The 18,336-nt window shown below is 46.2% G+C and carries 14 protein-coding genes; 10 read left to right on the top strand and 4 right to left on the bottom strand.

Translation table 11 applies throughout. The annotated features are described in order from the left end of the window. Positions 1-11 precede the first annotated feature (11 nt). Together NSQ29_RS28830 and NSQ29_RS28835 are read left to right on the top strand one after the other, a co-directional pair. Positions 12-1,475, top strand: coding sequence for a CoA-acylating methylmalonate-semialdehyde dehydrogenase (locus NSQ29_RS28830; RefSeq protein WP_341126615.1), 1,464 nt, complete (start codon positions 12-14; stop codon positions 1,473-1,475). Between the two features lie 31 nt (positions 1,476-1,506). Beyond that, positions 1,507-2,865 (top strand): aspartate aminotransferase family protein, encoded by a 1,359-nt coding sequence (locus NSQ29_RS28835; RefSeq protein WP_341126616.1) that lies wholly within the window; start codon positions 1,507-1,509, stop codon positions 2,863-2,865. On the opposite strand, the gene NSQ29_RS28840 is transcribed toward NSQ29_RS28835, so the two are convergent. Then, positions 2,840-4,528: a PucR family transcriptional regulator gene (locus tag NSQ29_RS28840; protein ID WP_042192658.1), complete on the bottom strand. Its 1,689-nt coding sequence runs from the start codon at positions 4,526-4,528 to the stop codon at positions 2,840-2,842. The two genes, NSQ29_RS28835 and NSQ29_RS28840, sit on opposite strands and share 26 nt — an antisense overlap. A gap of 318 nt (positions 4,529-4,846) precedes the next feature. Between NSQ29_RS28840 and NSQ29_RS28845 the strand changes: the two genes are divergently transcribed. From NSQ29_RS28845 to NSQ29_RS28860, 4 genes are read left to right on the top strand one after another with little or no spacing between them, the layout of a single operon-like run. After that, on the top strand, positions 4,847-6,238 hold the full coding sequence (locus NSQ29_RS28845; protein ID WP_341126617.1) for an NAD(P)-dependent oxidoreductase: 1,392 nt from the start codon (positions 4,847-4,849) through the stop codon (positions 6,236-6,238). 44 nt (positions 6,239-6,282) lie between these two features. Beyond that, complete coding sequence (gene preA, locus NSQ29_RS28850; protein ID WP_076222360.1) at positions 6,283-7,572, top strand: NAD-dependent dihydropyrimidine dehydrogenase subunit PreA; 1,290 nt, start codon at positions 6,283-6,285, stop codon at positions 7,570-7,572. Between the two features lie 2 nt (positions 7,573-7,574). Continuing rightward, on the top strand, positions 7,575-9,002 hold the full coding sequence (gene hydA / locus NSQ29_RS28855; protein WP_341126618.1) for a dihydropyrimidinase: 1,428 nt from the start codon (positions 7,575-7,577) through the stop codon (positions 9,000-9,002). Beyond that, the gene (locus tag NSQ29_RS28860) at positions 9,002-9,253 is read left to right on the top strand and encodes a hypothetical protein (protein WP_340973321.1); all 252 of its coding nucleotides are present in this window, start codon (positions 9,002-9,004) and stop codon (positions 9,251-9,253) included. The genes hydA and NSQ29_RS28860 overlap by 1 nt, the downstream gene beginning before the upstream one ends. 334 nt (positions 9,254-9,587) lie before the next feature. Here NSQ29_RS28860 and NSQ29_RS28865 read toward each other — a convergent pair whose 3' ends face one another. Continuing rightward, on the bottom strand, positions 9,588-10,091 hold the full coding sequence (locus tag NSQ29_RS28865; protein WP_339243882.1) for a GNAT family N-acetyltransferase: 504 nt from the start codon (positions 10,089-10,091) through the stop codon (positions 9,588-9,590). A 182-nt stretch (positions 10,092-10,273) separates the two neighbouring features. On the opposite strand from NSQ29_RS28865, the gene NSQ29_RS28870 reads away from it, so the two are divergent. Both NSQ29_RS28870 and NSQ29_RS28875 read left to right on the top strand, forming a co-directional pair. Further along, positions 10,274-10,891 (top strand): TVP38/TMEM64 family protein, encoded by a 618-nt coding sequence (locus NSQ29_RS28870; RefSeq protein WP_341126619.1) that lies wholly within the window; start codon positions 10,274-10,276, stop codon positions 10,889-10,891. Positions 10,892-10,935: 44 nt separating this feature from the next. Further along, the gene (locus NSQ29_RS28875; RefSeq protein WP_076284881.1) at positions 10,936-11,850 is read left to right on the top strand and encodes an aldo/keto reductase; all 915 of its coding nucleotides are present in this window, start codon (positions 10,936-10,938) and stop codon (positions 11,848-11,850) included. Between the two features lie 8 nt (positions 11,851-11,858). On the opposite strand, the gene NSQ29_RS28880 is transcribed toward NSQ29_RS28875, so the two are convergent. Further along, positions 11,859-13,370 carry an aminotransferase class V-fold PLP-dependent enzyme gene (locus NSQ29_RS28880; RefSeq protein WP_076284880.1) on the bottom strand — a complete coding sequence of 504 codons (1,512 nt, stop codon included), beginning with the start codon at positions 13,368-13,370 and terminating at the stop codon, positions 11,859-11,861. Between the two features lie 343 nt (positions 13,371-13,713). Between NSQ29_RS28880 and NSQ29_RS28885 the strand changes: the two genes are divergently transcribed. Then, positions 13,714-15,969 carry a copper amine oxidase N-terminal domain-containing protein gene (locus NSQ29_RS28885; RefSeq protein WP_341126620.1) on the top strand — a complete coding sequence of 752 codons (2,256 nt, stop codon included), beginning with the start codon at positions 13,714-13,716 and terminating at the stop codon, positions 15,967-15,969. Positions 15,970-16,046: 77 nt separating this feature from the next. Here NSQ29_RS28885 and NSQ29_RS28890 read toward each other — a convergent pair whose 3' ends face one another. Then, positions 16,047-16,769, bottom strand: coding sequence for a helix-turn-helix transcriptional regulator (locus NSQ29_RS28890; RefSeq protein WP_042192637.1), 723 nt, complete (start codon positions 16,767-16,769; stop codon positions 16,047-16,049). A gap of 188 nt (positions 16,770-16,957) precedes the next feature. Between NSQ29_RS28890 and NSQ29_RS28895 the strand changes: the two genes are divergently transcribed. After that, the gene (locus NSQ29_RS28895; RefSeq protein ID WP_341126621.1) at positions 16,958-18,253 is read left to right on the top strand and encodes an ABC transporter substrate-binding protein; all 1,296 of its coding nucleotides are present in this window, start codon (positions 16,958-16,960) and stop codon (positions 18,251-18,253) included. Positions 18,254-18,336 lie beyond the last annotated feature (83 nt).

Genomic DNA, 18,336 nt, shown 5'->3' on the forward strand with positions numbered 1-18,336 from the left:
AGGTGCGAGCTATGTCTCTCCTAGTAACGCAGGCTGAAAGAGTTAAGAATTATGTGAATGGAGCTTGGGTAGAATCGTCGTCCGGGCGAGATGAAGAGGTATATAATCCGGCGACGGGTAAAGTGATTGCTTATGTGCCCATTTCCAGTAAGGAAGAGCTGAGTGCGGCGGTAGAAGCGGCTGCTGTGGCATTTCAAGCGTGGAAAAGGGTCGCTGTGCCGCGTCGCGCCCGCTACTTTTTTCAATATCAACAGCTGCTGGTAAAGCATTGGCATGAGCTGGCCCTGCTGATTACGCTGGAGAATGGCAAAAGTCTGGAAGAGGCGCAAGGTGAGGTGCAGCGTGGAATTGAGTGTGTGGAATTTGCCGCAGGCATCCCCACGTTGATGATGGGCAGCCAGCTTCCGGATATTGCTACCGGAATTGAATCCGGGATGTACCGCTATCCATTGGGGGTTATCGGGGGGATTGCCCCGTTTAATTTTCCGATGATGGTTCCTTGCTGGATGTTTCCACTCGCCATTGCTTGCGGGAATACTTTTGTGCTGAAGCCTTCTGAGCGTACGCCTCTGCTGGTCAATCGGTTAGCTGAATTATTTGCTGAAGCGGGCTTTCCACCAGGTGTGCTGAATGTGGTTCATGGAGCGCATGAGGTGGTGAACGGGCTGCTGGAGCATGATGAAGTGAAGGCGATTTCGTTCGTCGGTTCGCAGCCGGTTGCGGAATATGTATATAAGGCGGGGACGGCGCAGGGGAAGCGGGTTCAGGCATTGGCAGGCGCTAAGAATCACTCGATTGTGTTACCTGATGCGGAGCTGGATAATGCGGTGAAGAATATAATTGCCGCTGCGTTTGGCTCAGCGGGTGAGCGGTGTATGGCTTGCTCGGTTGTAGTGGTTCATGAGGATATTGCTGACGAGCTAGTGAGTCGTCTGGCTGCGGCTGCAGATGAGCTTAAGATTGGTAATGGTGCTGATGACGGGGTGTTTTTGGGTCCAGTAATTCGCCAGTCGAATAAGGATCGGACTCTTTATTACATTGAGACTGGTGAAGCTGAACAAGCCGAGTTAGTGAGAGATGGGCGGAAAGATGCTGCTGTGGGCGGTGTGGGTTATTTTATCGGACCGACGATATTTGATCATGTACAGCCGGGAATGACCCTCTGGAAGGATGAGATTTTTGCACCGGTGTTGTCTGTGATCCGTGTGAAGAGTTTAAGCGAAGCGATTGCGGTAACGAATCAGTCTCCATTCGCGAATGGGGCGTGCATTTACACAGATAGCGCTAAAGCGATCCGCGAGTTCCGGGAAGAGATTGATGCAGGGATGTTGGGTGTGAATCTGGGTGTGCCTGCGCCCATGGCCTTTTTCCCCTTCTCGGGTTATAAGAAATCATTCTATGGAGACCTGCATGCCAATGGCCGTGATGGGGTGGAATTCTATACGCGTAAAAAGATGATCACTGCCCGTTATTAGAGAAAATGAGCTGCTGAGAGGAGAAGATGTTATGCAGAGTCTGGGGAATGATAGTGAGCTTGCGGTGAGCAAGGATCGGAAATATTTATGGCACAGCATTACACCTTATAGTGAAAAAAATCCGCCTATGATTGCCGCCTCGGCAAGTGGGTCGTGGATCACGGATATACAAGGCAATCGATTTTTGGATGGGATGTCTGGCCTGTGGTGTGTAAATGTGGGATACGGGCGCAAGGAGCTGGCGGAAGCTGCTTACAATCAGTTGCTGACCCTGCCTTATTTTCCTCTGACACAAAGTCATCTCCCGGCGATTGCGCTGGCGGAGAAGCTGAATGAATGGCTCGGAGACGAGTACGTGATCTTCTTTTCCAATAGCGGATCGGAAGCCAATGAGGCTGCTTTCAAAATGGCCCGCCAGTACCAGCAGCAAATCGGCCAGCATTATCGCCATAAATTCATTGCCCGTTATCGTGGGTACCATGGCAGTTCACTTGGGGCATTATCTGCAACGGGCCAGGCCCAACGCAAATATAAATATGAACCGTTGGCGGGTGGTTTTCTGCATGTGGCTCCCCCGGACAGCTATCGCCGCCCGGCCGGGATGACTGTAGAAGAATTCAACCTCCAGTGTGCACAGTCCATAGAGGATATGATCATCTGGGAAGGCGTGGAGACGGTAGCTGCGGTGATTATGGAGCCTGTAATTACGGGTGGTGGGGTCATTGTACCGCATCAGGTTTATTTGGATCGGGTGCAGGAAATCTGCCGTAAGCACGGTGTGTTGCTCATTATGGATGAGGTGATTTGTGGATTCGGACGTTCTGGACGTAAGTTTGGTCATCACAACTTTAATGTGAAGCCTGACATCGTAACGATGGCTAAGGGACTGACTAGCGCTTATCTTCCTTTATCCGCGACTGCTGTTCGTAAGGATATCTATAAGGTATTTAAGGACAATAGCGATGATTATGGCTATTTCCGCCATGTGAATACTTTTGGTGGCAATCCTGCTTCTTGTGCGCTGGCGCTGCGTAATCTGGAGATTATCGAGCAGGAGAAGCTGGTGGAACGTGCGGATCTTTTAGGTAAAAGAATAAATACAGAATTTACTGAGCTGCTTGATCACAAGCTTGTGGGTGATGTTCGCAGCTTTGGTTTAGTGACAGGCATCGAGCTGGTTGAAGATAAGGTTAGCAAAAAGCCAGTTGATCTGAGTATTGTGAAAGGGATTATTGCCGAATGTAAGTCCAAGGGGCTTATCATCGGCAAAAATGGCGATACCGTAGCTGGGTTCAACAATGTGCTTACCTTCGCCCCGCCGTTATCCTCCACGGATGAAGATATAGAATTTATTATCGATACTTTTAAATCTGTGCTGAACGGGGAATAGGCAAAGTGATTTTGTCTGGATATAGAAATTGGTAAGCGCGCAGGGCGACTTGAATGGAGATCCGATTCTCTGGCTGCATGAAGTCTTCACCCAGTAGCTCTGTTATTTTGTCCAGACGATAATAAAGGGACTGTCTGACAATGAATAAGTTTTGAGCGGCAATTTGTTTGGAACCATCATGATCCAGATAAACACGAAGGGTAAGCAGCAGCTCGCTGCCTTTGGTTTGGTCGTGGTCGATTAGCGGGCCGAGATAACTGCGAATGAAGTTCTGCAACGTTTTTCCGTCATTTAAGCTCAACAGCAACTGGAATACACCCAGCTCTTCATAGAAGAGCAGTGACTTCTGATAACAAGAGTATAGAGACAAAGCTTGCAAAGCTTCTTGATAACCGGAATAGGCCTGTTTTAGGCGCTTATGCGATTTGCTGACTCCAATGACGAGCTGCAAATCCTTGAGCTTCTCATCGGAGCGGATGTTCTGCAGGGCCTCAAGTGCTTGCTGAAGCCGCATTTTTCCAGGCATTTTCGATTGAATGTCGAGTGCGATGACGGTGAGGCGATTGTTCTTGAGTGTGATCAGCGGACGTAAAGAATATTTCTCGAAAATGGAACGCAGGATGAGCGAAAGGTGGAAGGTGATTGATTCCCATTCGTTCTCTGAGCTGTTCCATTTTACGTCTCTAGGGTTCTTGATTTCGATAAGGCATACACGGTAAGGGAGTTCGTTGACCATGTTGAAATTGGAACCGATCAAGCCTTTTAAGCGATTGTCATCCTCTATACGACCATTGATCAGCTCATCGACCCATAGATTTTCTGAAAAAAGCTTACGCTCCTCCATATATCGGGTACGCAGTAGCTCTTGAGCAATGGACAGCGAGGCGGAATCCAGCAGCAGACAGTCGAATTCCTGTGGTTTGTGATTGCATACCATCAAAATGTAAGCCCAGGTCTGATCCAGCGCACCTACAGGCTTGATTGCAATCGTCTTCTGTCCATATTCTCGGGTGTAAGGGGCGATGTCTGGTTGAATGCCTTCCATCTCGTCACCGAAGGTGGTGAAGAAATTCAGCAGGGGAGTTTGCTCATCGGGCGGAAGTGCCGGGAAGAATAAGGGTTTGCCTTGCAGCTGCATATAGACGATTTGTGTGCGGGTGCTTTTACATAATAATTGCAGTACCTTCACTGTTCCTTGTGAGGTTAAGGTCAGACGGTGGAATTCACGAGAGATGCTTTCGAGTTCTTGCAGCATCCGGTGATGCCGATTGATGATGATGGAATGGAGGTCTAGGGTGATATCGACGAAGCGAACCGTGCGGGTGAAGATAATTAGCGGAAAGTCATGCCTGTCGGCTAAGTCGATCATCTCTTGCGGGATGGTGCTGAAATACGTACCTAACTCAATACATAGGCAAGCTGCATTTTTGTCGATCAGGTTCTGCATAAACTCCAAGGAGGAAGGGAGATCGACACTTGCACCAATCCCCGTAGTCAAAATCATTTCTTCGCCATGAATTAGAGTCTCGAAGTTGGCACTTTCCAGTACATGCACCCAGCGAATGGCACGGCTTAGGCCGCTTTCCCCGCCGATCACCTCGGCTTCTGCGAATAGTGGTCTTTTTAAAGCGTCACGAATGGTTAATACAAGCTCCCAGTCCATAGTTACTCCCCCTCGATCTTCTGTGCTCTGGCCTTCGGCTAATGCCCTGTTATTCTCAGCCTATTCTCATACGTAAAAAATACAGTTTTGAAATTAGACAAAGTGTCTAATGCAACGAAAATTCGAAATGACTATAGTTTGATTAACGAATGTCAGTATATATAACCTAATCAGGAAGAGTGTTGAGAGATAATTTCTGTTAATGCTTATATTACTACAATAATTCAATGATGTAAGCAAAATATTCAGAAAAAACTTGGAATAATGTTATATTATATAACACAAATATGAAAAATTACCCATAAGGAGGGACTAGTGATGGAGCATTCATCTCCGTTAACAGCATTTACACCTGATATGTTCAGGCGCAATTTCGCCGAGGTTGAGCCGCCTCTGACCCATAAGGGTGCCATGGATGAGTCCAATCGCTGTCTATATTGCTACGATGCCCCATGTATAAAAGCATGTCCGACCAGCATTAATATTCCCTCCTTTATCAAACGGATCGCTACTGACAATATGAAAGGCTCGGCACAGACGATTATGGATTCCAATCCTGTGGGTGCCAGCTGTGCTCGTGTTTGTCCTACAGATGAGCTGTGTGAAGGAGCCTGTGTGTTAAATGATGCCTCGGCGCCGATCCAAATCGGACTGCTGCAGCGTTATGCGACAGATTGGGCAATGAACAGCGGAGTTCAATTATTTAAGGCTGGCACCCCTAATGGGAAAAAGGTAGCCGTTATCGGCGGTGGTCCTGCGGGATTGTCTGCGGCTAGGGAACTCGCCCGTGAAGGTTTTGCTGTTGTGGTCTACGAAGCTAAGGCGTTAGCGGGTGGGCTGGATACACATGGGATTGTATCGTTTCGGCTCCCACAGTCTGTATCTCTTTGGGAAGTAGAGCAGGTAGAGAAGTTGGGTGTGGAAATACGTACAGGTGTAAAAGTCGGAGTGGATGTTTCTGTAGATGAGCTGAAGTCGAACTATGATGCCATCGTTTTGGCAGCGGGTATGGGTTATGTGCCTCCGATAGGGATTGAAGGTGAAAAATTGGCTGGCGTATACGACGCCATTGCACTCGTAGAATCCACTAAGACTGGCATTCCTTTGCTAGAGCTGATGGGTCAGCGGGTCGCTGTCATTGGTGCGGGTAATACAGCTATTGATGCAGCTACATGCTCAGTGCGGCTGGGGGCCTCAAATGTAAAAATGGTCTACCGCCGGACCCGCGAAGAGATGACGGCTTATGAGTTTGAATATGAATTTGCGAAGCAGGAAGGTGTGGAGTTCAACTGGCTTACCTTACCGAAACGTATCGTGGGTGATGAGTTTGGGAACGTAACCGGACTGGAATGTGCGCAGATGAAGCTGACAGAGGAGCTGGGCAAAGATGGACGTCCAGTACCTATGCCGATCGAGGGTTCTGAGTTCTTGATTCCTGTAGATGCGGTTGTAATAGCTATTGGTCAAAAGCGTCGCCTAGATCTAATAGATTCCTTAGGCCTTGTGCATGACCGTGGGGTTGTAAAGGTGGATGAAGCCACCTGTCAAACCTCCGATCCGCAAATTTATGCCGCTGGCGATATCATATTTGGTTCAGGCAAAGGCGAGGCCATGGTTGTATCCGCGGCCCAGCAGGGAAAAGATGCGGCCCATGCGATTGTTAAACAATTCTCAGGTCAGCAGGATGCCGTTATTAGATCTGCGGGTTGAGCGTAGAGATCAAATTGGATTTTACATGACAGGAGGGAACATCAATGGCAGATTTAAGTATTAATCTCGCAGGAATCAAATCACCGAATCCGTTCTGGCTGGCCTCTGCGCCCCCTACGAATACAGGCTATCAAGTGCAGCGGGCCTTTGAAGCAGGTTGGGGTGGTGCGGTGTGGAAGACGCTCGGTGATCCGATCATTAATACCTCATCGCGTTTTGCGGCAGTAAATTTCAATGGGCAACGGGTTGCGGGCTTTAACAATATTGAACTGATCACCGACCGTCCGCTTGAAGTTAATCTGAAGGAAATTTATGAAACGAAGAAAAGATTTCCGAATCATGCGATTATAACCTCCCTGATGGTAGAACCAACGCAGCATAAATGGCATGAGATTGTTAAGCGGGTAGAGGATGTGGGTGTAGACGGTCTGGAGCTTAACTTTGGCTGTCCGCACGGGATGGCTGAGCGTGGAATGGGTGCTGCTTCCGGGCAGCAGCCTGATCTGGTGCAGGCACAGACCACCTGGGTAAAAGAAGTTGCGACGACCCCGGTGATTGTGAAGCTGACGCCCAACATTACGGATATCACCGTCGTTGCCCGCCATGCGGTTAAGGGTGGAGCGGACGCGATTAGTATGATCAACACGATCAACAGTCTTGCTGGTGTAGATATTCATAGCTGGAACACAATTCCGAATGTTGGGGGGCAGGGTGCGCATGGCGGTTACTGTGGGCCGGCCGTGAAACCAATTGCGCTTAGTATGGTAGCTGAGTGTGCTCGTGACCGGGGAGTCGGCATTCCTATCTCCGGTATTGGAGGGATTTCGACCTGGCAGGATGTTGTTGAATTCATGCTGATGGGTGCTACGGGCATTCAAGTATGTACAGCGGTCATGCATCATGGCTTCCGGATTGTGGAGGAAATGATCGATGGCCTGAACAACTATTTGGATGACAAAGGTTTGGCTTCCGTAACAGAGTTAATCGGTAAATCGGTATCCCGTTACTCCAACTGGGGTGATCTGGATCTCAACTATAAGGTCGTTGCCCGTATTAATGAGAACAACTGCATCAACTGTAATAAATGCCACATTGCCTGCGAAGATGCTTCACATCAATGTATTGATATGTTAACTAATGCAGATGGGAAAGCTATTCTACAGGTCCGCGAGGAAGATTGTGTAGGTTGTAATCTTTGTTCAATTGTCTGTCCAGCAGACGGCGCGATCGATATGGTTCCAGTGGATACCGGAGCAGCTCCACTGACCTGGAACCAGCGGCAGAAAGTGATCGGAAGTTTGAATGGCACCTATTCGGAAGTGGAGGTGGTGTAAGGATGAAAAAGATTATTAAAAATGGCATCATCGTTACCGCAGCAGATACTTATACAGGCGATGTGGTGATTGAAAACGGGGTTATTACGGAGATTGGCCTTCATTTGGATGTCCCTGGTGCGGAAATTATAGATGCCTCGGGGTGTTATGTTTTTCCTGGAGGCATTGATCCTCATACGCATCTGGATATGCCTTTTGGCGGCACGGTTACAGCTGATGATTTTGAGACGGGAACCATTGCGGCTGCATATGGCGGAACGACCACTGTCATTGATTTTTGCTTAACCACCAAAGGACAACCGCTGCAGCAGGCTGTAGATACTTGGCATCATAAGTCGCAGCATAAAGCGGTGATTGATTACAGCTTCCACCTTATGGTCTCAGAATTAAACGATAAAGTACTGGGCGAGCTTCCGGAGATTATAGAGAATGAAGGCATTACCTCGCTCAAAGTATTTATGGCTTATAAGAATACTTTTCAGGCGGATGACGGCACACTTTTTAAGACCCTCCAAACCGCGAAAAAAGAAGGTGCGCTCGTAATGGTGCATGCAGAGAATGGAGATGTCATTGAATATCTTGTTGAGCAGGCCTTGGCCGCAGGCAACACTGACCCGATCTTTCATGCGCTGACCCGCCCGCCGGAGCTGGAGGGTGAAGCTACGGGACGCGCAGCTTATCTAACTGAACTGACAGATTCTCAGCTGTATGTTGTACACGTGACCTGTGCGGAAGCCGCTTGGAAGATTGCTGAAGCGCGTAAAAAGGGACTGCGCGTCTACGGGGAGACTTGTCCACAGTATTTAGTGCTGGATCAGACGGCGCTGGAAAAGCCTAATTTCGAAGGTGCCAAATACGTGTGGTCTCCGCCCCTGCGTGAGCAGTGGAATCAGGATGTATTGTGGGATGCGCTATGGAGCGGCAGCTTACAGACGATTGGCTCTGACCAGTGCTCGTTTGATTTTAAAGGACAAAAGGATCTGGGGCTAGGGGATTTCTCCAAAATTCCGAACGGTGGGCCGACCATCGAGGATCGGTTTACGATTCTCTATTCAGAAGGTGTGCAGAAAGGCCGGATCTCATTGAACAAATTCGTAGACATTATTGCTACCTCTAGCGCCAAGCTGTTTGGCTTGTATCCGCAAAAAGGCACGGTCGCGGTAGGCAGTGACGCTGACCTGGTTATTTTTGATCCTTCTGTTGAAAGAACCCTTTCTGCGGCTACGCATCATATGAACGTAGATTATAATGCGTTTGAGGGCTTTGAAGTGAAGGGAGAGCCTGTTTCTGTTCTCAGTCGAGGCGAATTTGTTATTCGTGACAAACAATTTGTCGGCAAAGCAGGTTCGGGAAAATATTTGAAACGCAAACGTTTTGCAGCGGAGGCTCCTCTTCCTTCTAAGGCAGAAATCAGCGGAGGTGTAGTCTAATGTCTGCTTTTGCGGAATATGCCAAAGAACAGCAGGAGATTGATGGGCTGCTTTTTAAAGGATATACGATTGCCAGCATCCAAGAGGATTTGGACGGTGCCCGAATAAAGTTTGTCAGAGGGGAACCGGCTAAGGGATCGATGGAGTTATTATTGCTGACAGCAGATGCCCGTAAGTACGTGACAACCCTTGTAGTTGCGGGGCTGAGGGTGGAAGGTGAGCAGGCTAGTTGTTACAGTGGAGAGGTTTGAAGTGAGGGGATTTGAAGCTGAGTAGTGAGCCTGCGCAGGATAGGGGGCCTACTGCTCGGCTTTTTATTGTGCGCATGAAAGGGGCGTGGAGATAACTTCCCTGAAAATAGCCGATTATCATCGCGGAATACACTTTTTAGGGAAATCCTCCCTAAAAAGTAGCTGATTATGGTCCCGAATAGACGTTTTAGGGAAATCCTCCCTAAAAATCCCTGAAATACGCCGATTTTGCTCAAATTCGCTCAATATTAGGGAGGTTTTCCCTGATTTGCAGTTATAGGCACCTGAAAGACCAAAAATCAGGGAGGATTTCCCTAATCTATTGCTGTCGCTGCTACTCACGCTCCATATACTCATGCCGTAATATGGACATGATATGCAGAGATTCAAAGTGTTCTCCTACTTTTATACAGTCACGTAGAGTACCTTCCAGTGTAAAGCCACAGCTTTCATAGACATGGCGTGCCCTGTGGTTATGGTCTCTAACATCTAACCATAGGCGATGTGATTCAGTGTGGCGAAAGATCCAGTCGGTCACGAGACAAAGCGACAGCTTACCATACCCAAATCCCTTGGAATGGATGACGATTCTTTTAATACAAACGGTAAGATGAGTGTCTTGAAGTCCTGTAATGATGATATAACCGACTCTTTTTCCTGAACTATCCCAAATTGTAAGATGTAGAATATCTGGGTCTTGGAGGGCTGCAGCGTGTTCCGCTTTAGTCCATTGACCAATATAGATGCGGTTTAGTTCACTTTGTTCGATGGCTAGAACGAACGCTAAATCCTGCACGGTGGTACGTTGTAAATCCAAGGCTTCTGAATGGATGATCATAACCATGCGCCCCTGTCTCATATGTATTTTCTATCTATGGTAACTGACGGTCTGCTCGATGTCATTCATGTAGTTCTAGCTTGTTTTCTTTATATTGGAAGAGCTGTAGGAATGCTCGCAACTTCGTGTATAATTGAGACCAGGTGTTAAGAATTCCAATCGGATGAGGAGATCAGCTGGTTATGTACTTTCTTGATATTATGTCTTGGCTGACAGAGGATAATCTGCGGCATCTGCTTGAACAATATCGTTCGTTTGGGCCCTTTCCGGGCATTGTGTTAACGTTTTTGAAATCATTTATACCACCACTACCAACTATTGCGATCGTCGGATTAAACGGGGCTGTATATGGTTTATGGTTAGGTTTTTTGTATTCTTGGATCGGCTTGGTTGCGGGCTGTGTGACAACATTTTGGATTATTCGCAAAGTAGCTTCGCATCGGTATCTGCGAAAATGGGCAGAACGGCCAAAGGTAGCCAAAAGTATGACATGGGTGCGGCAAAGCGGATTCAGTTATGTATTTCTGCTTAGTATATTCCCGGTAGGCCCCTTCGTTGTAATTAATATGGCTGCTGGTCTTGCTGGTATGAGGTTTCGTTCATACCTCCTTGCGCTCACTGTGGGCAAAGCGATCATGGTATTTGCAGTTTCATATATTGGAAATGATCTGGAACGATTTATCCGCCAGCCGTGGGAGATCATCTATGTCTTGGTGTTTATTGGATTGTCACTATGGGGAGTTAAAGCCATCGAGGCGCGGTTCGCTAGAACAGTGGAAGATGGAAACAAGGCCGCTTAGTACTGTGAATGGACTATTTTAATAAAACAAAGGAGGAAATGATGATGAAATATCGTAAACTTGGCAGTACAGGGATGAATGTATCGGTGATCGGATTGGGTACTTGGCAGTTCGGTGGAGAGTGGGGCAAGGATTTCACTCAAGCAGAAGTCGATGCCATGTTAGATAAGGCTGGAGAGCTCGGTATTAACCTGATTGATACGGCAGAATGTTATGGAGATCACTTGTCAGAGAAGTTCATCGGGGGTTATCTGGCTCGCCGGAAACGTGAGGACTGGATTGTAGCTACGAAATTCGGTCATCATTTTCAGGGACATTTGCAGCGGGAACAGTTATGGCGTGCTGAGGATGTGCTGAAGCAGCTGGATGATTCCCTGCGTGCACTTCAGACCGAGTACATCGACCTCTATCAATTCCATTCCGGAACGGATGAGCAATTCGATAATGACAAGTTGTGGAGCATGCTCGACAGACAGAAGCAGGCAGGGAAAATCCGTCATTTAGGCGTCTCGATAAGTGCATCAGTCTCGGGTGTACATCAGACCTCTGCAGCAGCGGATGTGCAAGCAGAGGCCATACAAGTAGTATATAATCGGCTGGATCGTCAACCTGAGGAAGAGATTCTTCCACTCTGCATCGAGCATAAATTAGGTGTGTTGGCGCGTGTTCCGTTAGCGAGTGGTTATTTAAGCGGCAAGTACAAGCCGGATGCGGTATTTGGTCAGGGTGATGTGCGTGCTAACCATAAAGAGGATGTAAGGCAAAAACAGCTGCGCGCTGTAGCTGAAATTGCTGCCAATGAAGTCCCTTCTGGACTCGATATGGCGCAGTGGGCTTTGGCGTGGTGCCTTCAGCATCCCGCAGTAACCAGTGTAATTCCGGGTTGTAAAAATGTAGAACAAGTTATCTCCAACGCTAGTGCTGCCGATCTGGACATGGTGAAGGACATTACACAATAAGCTGGGAACTACACCGAAAAAAGCGCTTTGACCTTCGCTTCTGCGGGATCCTCATTGTAGATATGAGTCCAACTGTTCGTAGAAGCATCATAAAAATAGTCCTGTTTCCATTGTTGGAAATGGATCACGATATTTCGTACAGCGGATACAATTCTCTCTACCTCCTGATTCGTCATAATGGGGTGTAGAGAGATGCGGATCCAACCCGGTCTAAGCGACTGGTCTCCCACAGTAATTGCCTCAGCGATCTGAGCAGATTGCGCCCACCCTAATTCAAGTAAGTAATGTCCATAAGGACCTGCACAAGAGCAACCACCCCGGGCTTGTATACCAAAGCGATCATTCAGTAGTTGAACTGCAAGATTATAATGAATATCACGTAGTGTAAAAGAGACAATGCCATGACGTTCTGTATGATGTCCAGCTAGCAGCGAGCATTCGGGTATGCTACGGAGTCCGTTCATTAATTGCTGGCATAGCTCGTGCTCTCTAATCACCATATATTGACCGTTTCCATTCATCTGTTCCTTCAGCTTCACACAAAGTGCCGTCCGAAAAGCTTGCAGAAACCCCGGTGTTCCCCCGTCTTCCCGCATCTCTATTTCGTTGGTGTAGCGGCGTCCTCCCCAAGGATTGACCCAAGCCACTGTACCTCCACCCGGTTCGTCAGGAATACGTCCATTACTTAGAGCCTCATCAAAAATTAGAACGCCATTCGTGCCCGGTCCACCCAGAAATTTATGCGGAGAAAAAAAGATTGCATCCAGCTTCTCCAGCGGTGAGACAGGATGCATATCGATAGGTTCATAGGGAGCGCTGGCGGCAAAATCTACAAAACATAGGCCTCCGTGACGGTGCATAATCGCGGCAAGCTTCTGGTAGGGAGTCTGAATTCCGGTCACATTGGAGCAAGCCGTAAATGAACCGATTTTCCAGCGGCGATGCTGATACAATTTCAACTGGGCTTCAAGCTGCTGAAGATCTATATTTCCGTTTTCTCCGGGAGGAACAGTCACAACATCACCAATCCCCTCCTGCCAGGGAAGGATATTGGAATGATGCTCCATATGGCTGGTGAAGATCACAGGACGTTCCTCCATCGAATGGGAGCTATAGTCCTGAATCCACTCAGGGAGTCTTAAGCCCATGATACGCTGCAGCTTGTTTACAGCTCCCGTTGTTCCATTTCCGCAGAAGAGCAGGATGTCCTGAGGGCCAGCATTTACATGCTTTTTAATAATTTGTCGCGCTTCATTATAAGCCAGTGTCATGGTTAAACCGGTCGTGTTGGAGTCTGTATGTGGATTACTAACATATGGACCGAAGGCTTCCTGCAGTTTCCGTTCAATCGGTTCATATAAGCGTCCGCTTGCGGTCCAATCGGCATACAGCAGTGGCTGTCTACCATAGGGTGTGGTGATCTGATGCCGAATTCCAATGGTGTGCTCACGAAAAATCTCGAAATGGTTTTGTAGTGAAGCGGGCGTCTCTGCAGAAGAGGCGTGGATGATGTTTAGCACGGATTTCCCTCCAGCCCGTACGCCGATAGTGGTAAGGTCATAGTTTATTTTCGGCGTGCCAGTAGTTTCTATGGCATTAGTATATGCTTGCTTGGAGAATTGGGTTAAAGCCTAGGTGGAGTTTATAGGAATAACAAATAAAGGAGATAGAGGTGAATGGTGTAATTAATATACAACATTGTTTTTTATTTACTTATAATGAAACTTTTTGAGATCTACTGCGTCAAATAATACGATTTGAAATAATGAATGTACCATGAAGTAAAAGCACTGTCTCGTTATATAAGAGGAAGGTAAAGTTAGGGGCCACTTATATTCACAAATGGAGCAGAGGAGTCAAATCATGCATTTAAAAAAACTATCATTAGTTGTACTATTGGCCGTATCTCAGACTGCTGCGGCAGTGCCCGTTTTTGCTGAAGCTGGAAATATTACCTCCAGTAACACCAGTGGAGTAAGAGTGGCTACTACATCTGTTGCGGAAGTAATTCCAGAAGCTACTGATCCATTGCCATTATTGACACGTCCGGTAGCAGAAGGGGCAACAGCAACAGCAACACCAACACCAACACCAACACCAACACCAACAGCGACAGTAACGCCAATTACAGGGGTAACAACCGATTCTACTTTAACAACGTTACCATCCCCCACACCGAGTCCAAGTCTTACACTTATACCTGCGACCACCACACCACCGATTACAACTGATATAGTTAATGCAGGGGCTAGCAATCAGCTTGTACTTATGATGAATAGTAACAAAATGTATCAGAATGGCATTGAATATTTGGCTAATCAGCCAATGGCAGTGAAGAATGGCGTTTCCTACGTTTCGATTAGAGCTATGGTTGAACGTGTAGGTGTGAAATACATTTACGATTATAAGACGAAAGAGACTATTGTTACTAAAGGCAGCGACGTTATGCGGTTCAAGACAGATAGTAAGATTTATTCCGTAAATGGTAAGAATGTGACAATGAAAGGTCCAGCATATCAATTCAAAGGAACCTTTATGATTCCATTGACGTCCATTACTGGGGCGCTGGGCATTCCGTATACCGTGGATAATGTGCAAAAACGAGTCATTCTTTCGCTAAATTTGAAGCCTAAAGCTTCTTTTACAGTACCGGCTATAATTTATGCTGGTGATCCAGTGAATTTCCTGACTTCTAGCTCTTCACCGATTGGTTCAGCCATAGTTGAAGAGAAGTGGGAAGGGAAGCAGGATATCTATGATACACCTGGGCAATATGTAGTATCCTACTCTGTTAGGGATGCTAATGGACAATGGAGTGATCCTTACTCCACGACGATCACGATTCTAAAACCGAATACACCGCCGGTTGCAAATTTTACGACCGATAAGAATTCCTACAAAATGGGTGAGATGATCACTTATACGGATATGAGCACCGACCCAGACGGAGATACAATTAAAACAACTACCTGGACAAATAAAGCGGAAGCTTTTTTCACGCCTGGTCCTGCAACAGTTTCTATTCAAGTAGAAGATTCACATGGCGCAATCAGCACTTTTGAAAAAGTCATTAATATTACGGGTGAAGTCTTGTACAGTAAGGAAGATTTCTATAGATTGTTCGCTTCTCCGGGTAGTGTATTTGATGTTGACGGATCCAATGTTCCAAACTGGCAGAAGGTAGCTTATACGCTCACTTCTGAGCCTTATAATCTTATTCGCGCTAACAGTCCAGAAACCGTAAATATGGAAGGGATTACTTATCGTGAAACATCGTTCGGTGGAACCCGCTTTTTGATTCACCACAAGAATAATATGAATACTAAAATGAAGGTATATGTGATAGCTAAGAACAACAATCTATCCCCTACGACGATCACAACAGAATATTTAGGCGTTGGAGGCCCACATCCCTTTCCGGAAGCTACGGGTAAACTCTCAGTGCAACGTTACTGGGAATCCATGCAAACGAAAAAAGATTACAAGACAACGGTCCTGCAACCTGGTGAAAGCGTCTCTATCCTGTCTGATCTGAATAATATTGCAATAAAACCGAGCGAAATCGTTTCACTCCAAGCGGACTTATATAGTGATTATCCTATTGAATACAATGTTATGATGATTGATGCGAATAAAGATCCGTTAACCACACTTCCTATGCTTCCAATACTGGATCGTGATGGCGTGCATAACCGAGGGACTTATGCTGATTCTACACGTATCATGACTGTTACGGATGAAGTAGGGAGAACACCTGCGAGACTTCTCATCGGTGATAATTCAAGTGATTTGAATTTGATGGGCACCGACCCTATGTCAGGAACTGGTGCATCCAATGCAGGCAACTTCGGAGTACTATACAAAATCAAATTTGAACATGTTGCTCCAAATTCATTAATTACCTTTAACCCGCGTGGTGGTAATTATATGGGACCTGTTATGGTGAATGGTCAAATTGTTCAAATGCCAAGTACCGGCAGTATTACAAATGCAAACTTGAATAGTGTGGTTTATCGTACAGGTGATGAAGGGGGCTCTGTTGAGATATTGTTCACTGCAGCGTCTGGTAGTAATTTGCCGGTTAACTTCCTGATTACACCGCAACCACCGAAGAGATAGTTATGCAAAGTAATCATTAGGGGGACCAAAAGGCGAGATTCCATTCAGCTATGAATGAGAATTCGCCTTTTTGCTTTTCATTTCATGTGATCTTTTCGATACTCCCTTGCGGTCATGCCTAGATGCGTCTTGCAGTAGGTAGAGAAGTAGGCAGAGGAAGCGAAGCCAAAGATATCACTAATATCCTGAAGCGCCATATTTGTATGGATCAGGAAGTTTTTGATCGCATCCATTCTTTCTTTATGGATGAAGTTGAGGACAGTGCTCCCTGTTTCTTGTTTGAATAGCGTTGCGAGGTAATTCGGATGCAACTGCACGATTTCCGCAACTCGCTCTAGCGTAGGCTTCTCTTCAATGTGCTTTTTAATATAGGCGATCGTCTTATTAATGATGGGTCCATACGAATACGAACGATGGGTTGAGATGACACTAATAAAGCTATTTAGCATGAGGTATTCAATCTCAACGGTCTTCACGATTGAGTCGCTCTCATCAATTAAGTTGATGTAATGGTCACTGAGAATGAACGCGGACTCGGAATCGACTCCTGCCTCAATGATCGCACGCGTAAAAATGGTGCAGCTAGCGACTAGAGAATATTTCAACGACTGTAAAGGCTTCGGTGACAGGTTGGCTCGTTCCAGCAGGTTGATTTCATTCAATATTTTAACGGCACCTTCACGATCAATGCGTTGGATTGCATAGACGAGCTTCTTTTCGTGCTCATAGGAAGGGTGCATATAGTTCTGATAGCGATTCTTCGCCATATTGCGTTCGAGGACGGCAGTAATGTCTAGCATGGATAATCTCCTTTAGGCTACCTGTTTAAGGGAGGATTTTACAATATAATCCGTATTTATAAATCGAAACTAATGTTAAGAATTTATAATTAAGTGTTATATTATCGTGTAATATCAGTTTTGTAAAGGCTTTCAATTTTAGAAATACAAATAAAAATTATGAAATCTTCAGAAGAGGGGTATTGCAGATGAAGAAAAAAGTAGGGGCAGCATTATTATCTGTAGCTATGTTATCCACGTTAGTCGCTTGTGGAGCAAAAAGTGATGATGGGGCAAACAAGGCAAATAGCGCAGACACAACGTCTAAAGGAACTGGTAAAAAAGCGGTTATTACAATCATTCAGAATAAAGTAGAAATCCAAAGTGCACTAGAGGATGCAGTGAAAGAATTCAATAAAACTCAAGATAAATATGAAGTACAAGCATTAGGGGCAGCAGGTGACAACCTGATGACGGTGCTCCAGACACAATTCAGCTCCGCCCCAGAAAAAGCACCAACCATTTTCACAACAGCATCTGGCTCAGAGTTTCAAAAATATCTTCCATATATGGCACCCTTGGATGATATGAAAGCGGCTAGCAAAATTGTTGAAGGACAAGATACAGCAGCGCGTAATGATGGTAAATTATATGGCTTGCCAGTTGCGCTTGAAGGTTTCGGACTTATCTACAATAAGGATATGTTCAAGGAAGCAGGCGTGAATGCGGATGATATTAAGACATGGGATGATCTTGTAGCAGCAAGCACGAAGCTAGAGCAAGTGAAAGGCGTGAAGAAGGCCATAGCGTATGCACAAGAGTCTTACTTCCGTTTCATGCATCCATTTAACTGGCCATTTGCATTAATGAAAGATACATCGGGTACGATTGCTAAGATTAATGCTGGCGAATTGAAGCTTCAAGATATTCCTGAATTGAAAGAGTACGTTGCTGATCTGGACAAGATCAAAGACCATACGAACTTGAGTAAAGATACGTATGATGAACAAGTTGCAGGCTTCGCGGCAGGACAATATGCGATGATTCACCAAGGAAACTGGGCACAAGGTCTCTTGAACGATTATGATGTGAAATTTGAATACGGTTTCTTGCCAGTACCGTTCGAAGGTAATCAAGGTATTGCGGTAGGTAACAGTAACTTCTTCCGCGTGAACAAGCATGCATCGGAAGATCAACAAGCGGGTGCGAAGGTGTTCTTGGATTGGTTGCTAACAGATCCAGCGGGTCAGCACTATGTAACGGATGAGTTTAACTTTATCCCTGTGTACTCCGGTTTTGATACTAGCAAAATGGATCCGTTATCCCAAGAAGTGAACCGTTATGCAAGTGAAGGCAAGACAGTGAAATGGGTATTCGATCAATTCCCAGCGGGAGCAGATCAAGAGTTTGCGAACCAAATGGAAAAATACTATGCAGGAAAATTAACGGGCGAGGGCTTGTTAGAAGCACTTCAGAATGTTTGGATGACTGCGGTTAAAAAATAATCGTATGGCTATGGAGGCTGCTTCTCGAATATTCGTTAAGCGGCCTCTTCCTGTTTTGTAGAAATGGATAAGAGGTGAAACCA

It is taken from the genome of Paenibacillus sp. FSL F4-0236, from assembly GCF_038000135.1.
Classification (GTDB): domain Bacteria; phylum Bacillota; class Bacilli; order Paenibacillales; family Paenibacillaceae; genus Paenibacillus_AQ.